General features: G+C 36.1%; 4 protein-coding genes and 1 pseudogene. All 5 read right to left on the bottom strand.

What is annotated here, in order from left to right:
• Positions 1-479: 479 nt before the first annotated feature.
• On the bottom strand, positions 480-821 hold the full coding sequence (locus AB3U87_RS21875; protein WP_394150501.1) for a hypothetical protein: 342 nt from the start codon (positions 819-821) through the stop codon (positions 480-482).
• Between the two features lie 56 nt (positions 822-877).
• Entirely contained in the window at positions 878-1,351 is a 474-nt protein-coding gene (locus AB3U87_RS21870) for a hypothetical protein (protein WP_394150499.1), read from the bottom strand.
• 154 nt (positions 1,352-1,505) lie between these two features.
• On the bottom strand, positions 1,506-2,114 hold the full coding sequence (locus AB3U87_RS21865; protein WP_394150497.1) for a hypothetical protein: 609 nt from the start codon (positions 2,112-2,114) through the stop codon (positions 1,506-1,508).
• 86 nt (positions 2,115-2,200) lie between these two features.
• On the bottom strand, positions 2,201-2,968 hold the full coding sequence (locus AB3U87_RS21860) for a hypothetical protein (protein WP_394150495.1): 768 nt from the start codon (positions 2,966-2,968) through the stop codon (positions 2,201-2,203).
• A pseudogene (locus tag AB3U87_RS21855) lies at positions 2,955-4,035 on the bottom strand (M23 family peptidase); the annotation flags it as partial. The pseudogene AB3U87_RS21855 and the gene AB3U87_RS21860, both read right to left, overlap by 14 nt.

The following is a 4,035-nucleotide window of genomic DNA, read 5'->3' as shown; positions in this document are numbered from 1 at the left end:
AAGCTGAATTTGCGGGAAGGCCCGGTGGTTTCCAGGGCAATGCTCGGGAATTGTTCGGGGTTATTAGCCTTTTCTTTGCGCCCGTAGTACTCCCCGCTTTTGTCCGGTATTCGCCCAGGATATACGCATGAAGATCACGCTGATGACCAACATCGCTACCAGGACAGCAATCCAGCGCGATGTTTTTGGTGAATCTGGCCGTGGATAACATTCAGGAAGATGCTTTAGGGAATAAAGTATCTTTTCTCAGCCAAATAACTACAATAAAACTTCAAACACTATACTTAACAATCCTCAAATCAGCTGCCCCGGCAAACATTTTGCAAGAGAGCGTCTAAGGTTCAAACTCATGAAGTTATAATGTTTTGGTTTTTTTACCAGATTTTGATAACTGATATACTTCTTCAATTAAATATCTATTTTTATCCAAAACCAGGTGGCATTCAAAATAATCCATATCAGCGCCTGTCTCTCCAAATCTAGACAACACTTCTGTTTTGATTATAATCTCTTGGTCTTTTTTTTAGTGCTGAGTATTTTTTCCCATCAGAAATATGCAGAGAATATTGTCCATATACATCATAGCCAATTCTGCCAGAAGATTGAGTGCAATATTCTCTCAGTAATTTAACGTACTCATCTTTTGTTTGAAAACCAGTATCTTCACTTAAATTTTGCGTAGCCTCTTCATTCCACTGCTCATAATCACTTATGAAATACATGACCGTTTTCTGGGGAGAAATTTTCACAGCAGAATGCACTGGAAAGGCTGAGAAAGACGCCGAAACTATCAATATTACCAGCACTTTAATAAACCTCATGCCAACTCCTTGATGGCATAACCATCATCTTTATCAACCTATCAACCACGTTAAGCCTAAGGATATCTATTAAATTCCCATGTGCTATTTTTTTTACATACTTCAAAACTATCATCATCCATAGGATCAAACTCTGACCCTACTGGTTTCAACTTTCCACTTGTAAGATTAAAAAACAACCCCTGATTGGTTGCAATATAAGCGAAACACTCTCCTTTTATAAAATAAACACCAAAGACACCTTCACTTAAACCTCTTTCAATCTTTTTGTATCCATGTTCCAAATCTACAAGAATCACATTTGTATCTTGTGGGTCGCCTTCATTAATTGCTTTCGGCTTACCCCAAAGAATTAATTTATCACCGCTACATTTAACACTATAGCCATTGATAACAGTGTCAAACTTTAAATGTTTTGTATGATTGTTAATGTCAATGGTTACAGAATCATTCCCATTTAATGTAACGCCTGATGCATATGCATTAAGTGAGATAAAAAAACCGGCAATTGTTGTAATAATCAGATTCATTTGTTAGTCCATCAATATATGATGACACTCTAATTATTCCTTTTTACGGCAGTGTCGCTACAGTAATATAGAGGATATTAACAAAGCCTGGGAATTTTAGTTCCTTTCAATCTATCAACGTAATTTTTATGGCAATTAGCAACCTCATTGAATTTTATTTAGCACATTCCTCGGAGTATTTCTCATCCACAAACAAATTTTCGAGATCTTTTATTGTGAATTTGCCCGCGACTAGCTTTGAGCTAATTTCTTTTGAAAAGCAAAAAAAACCGCCAGAATAAAAATATATTTCTTGAGTTTTATCTGGTTTGTCACCTTCCGACTGATATAAAACCTCGGTTACATACCATTTAATATCCTCACTACCTTTAATGATTTGTATTCTATCGATGCCGAGGCATGGTTCATAATCTTCGGCATATCCAGATTTATAATTTCTACTAGGTATAAGATATTGATTATTAACCTTGAGCACTACGTTACATCGACTGTATGGCTCATCTTTACCAGGTAGTCCTTCGCGATTAAAAATAAATGGATGTGCGTTCCCTTTGCCTAACTTCTGGAAAACATAATAAGGAGGGAAACCGGTATCTGGCGCATCAATTTGATATACTTGTGATAGGCCGTAAGGTTCTCCATCCTTGTAGGTATAGCTTTTGACTGCGGATGACACATTCTGATTACTTGCCATTACGCAAAATGAAATTAAAAAAATATCAATAGCGAAACCCAACAATAATATAGCTTTCGTTTGAACCATTTTAAACTCCAGCTTTACTTTAAATAAATAACTGGCGACTCACAAGAAAATTAATGAACTGACAGCAAGAAAATAATTGAAAAATTTCATTTCGTATTAATGAACTTTCCACCTGGCTCATTCAGTGTTTTCTCACCTGAAAAAAGTTCTTTGCATTTACGGTCAATAACCGCATCATCTTTATCTTCCAGGAATGAAATTTTCATTCTATTTTCAATATCCCATACACCAGGAAATGAATCCACAGTACAATCCAAGTCATTTGGTGCAACGTATTTTCCATTAATAGATATTTTCCCAATATATATGGTATCTCCGGGGTAAAACAAGCTGTCATCATCCGGTTCATTTTTGGAATCACTCCAAAAACCTTTTCCTGACAATAGATTTTTAGTTCCGTTAAACCTGGAAACGATAGCTTGATATGATCTAAGGTGAGCATCAACCACAACTAATGCCAGAACTAATTTTTTTTCAAAGTTCACATCTATGATGGAAGCAATTTCTTCATCAAAGTATGGAATAGAATGAATGCTGATAGGCTTTCCTTTACAATTTACAATATCATTAACATACAAATATTTATTACCTGATGCTATAAGCACTCCTACCTGATCACTAGTTAAAGAGATACCTCCCGCTCCAGAGAGTAGCGAATCATTCCAGTTATCTATTTTACAGGAATAATACGCATTTGATTTTTTATCATGAATGCTGACATAACCAGCTTTATTTTTATCAAAATTTACGCTTACGCCATCAACTTCAATGGTGTTGTAATATCCCCCCCATGAACTAAAGGTCATAGAGCCAAGTATCATAAACAAAAAAGAATTAGTTTTAAACATCATCATCAATCACCTCTTTCGCTTTTTTAGTGGCTTTTTTTCTTTCTGCTATCCCTTTATCTGCACCATTTATGCTCTTAGTTACCTTCAAAATAATGCTGTCATCACCAGATTTACCAAATTTGTCTTCATCCATAATTTTAAGTACTTTAGCTTTAAAGCATGCTATAAAAAAACCACCGGTATCTATGCAGTTGTATGCACTTTCTGTTACCTTTTGAGGTGCAACTATATTTGGAGGTCGCTTTTTCATACCAGTAGTATTTTTCTTTTTGTACTCTGGATCATCCCACCAATACTTATCGAAATCATTTTTTGATATCCAACCTCTATATACCCAATAACCTGAATATGTATCAAGGCCAGTTAACATTTTAAATCCTCTGCCTCTAAATTTCTGAGCATCTACATCTCCGCAATTACCATTTATCCAACTATAGGAACCGGTAATATACCCACCACGTGAATTATATTTCTTCCCAAAAAAGTAACTATCTTTCTCGGTTTCCAGTGCCCCATACCAGTGACCAAGCTCCGTTGTTTCATTATATGTTGAGGCCTCTATGATTTTACCACCTTTCTGAACACCATCTACCACAACCTGCTGCTGGCTGGACTCTTGCATAGACAATAAATATCCTGACTCTACCGCCCCTTGCCCTAAAAAATGACAAATTCTATTTGCATCAGAAAAATTATACTTCCGCATTATTTTATTTATATCTAAATAGTACTCTGACGTAGTGTTTTTGATGTTATCAAGTGCATTTTTATTTTTCTTACTGGTATTCGCTGCCATTACCGTTTCAATTACTTGACAATCAAGCCAACCACACTTCCGGAAGTGTCTAATAAAGGTTTTTGGCTCGGAATGCCATAACCTTCCACTACTGAATGCTCCTGAATCAAAGCACAACGCTTCGGCATGATCCTCGAATTTTGCATAATCTTCTTCCGTCATCGGATCATGCTCTTCACTTCCTGTTTTCAGCCATAAAAAACGGCTATCGATCGTGCTTTTTTCCCACTCAAACGGAAAATGACAGATCAGTTTTCCACACTGATTAACGTAG

The organism is Erwinia plantamica (genome assembly GCF_043420595.1).
GTDB classification, from domain to species: Bacteria; Pseudomonadota; Gammaproteobacteria; order Enterobacterales; family Enterobacteriaceae; genus Erwinia; species Erwinia aeris.
Note: the sequence above shows the minus strand (reverse complement) of the source record. Positions and strands in the feature narration are given on the sequence as shown.

Excerpts from the sequence above, each read along its gene's own strand:
- AB3U87_RS21865 (WP_394150497.1), bottom strand. The coding sequence starts at position 2,114 with ATGGTTCAAACGAAAGCTATATTATTGTTGGGTTTCGCTATTGATATT.
- AB3U87_RS21870 (WP_394150499.1), bottom strand. The coding sequence starts at position 1,351 with ATGAATCTGATTATTACAACAATTGCCGGTTTTTTTATCTCACTTAAT.
- AB3U87_RS21860 (WP_394150495.1), bottom strand. The coding sequence starts at position 2,968 with ATGATGATGTTTAAAACTAATTCTTTTTTGTTTATGATACTTGGCTCT.
- AB3U87_RS21875 (WP_394150501.1), bottom strand. The coding sequence starts at position 821 with ATGAGGTTTATTAAAGTGCTGGTAATATTGATAGTTTCGGCGTCTTTC.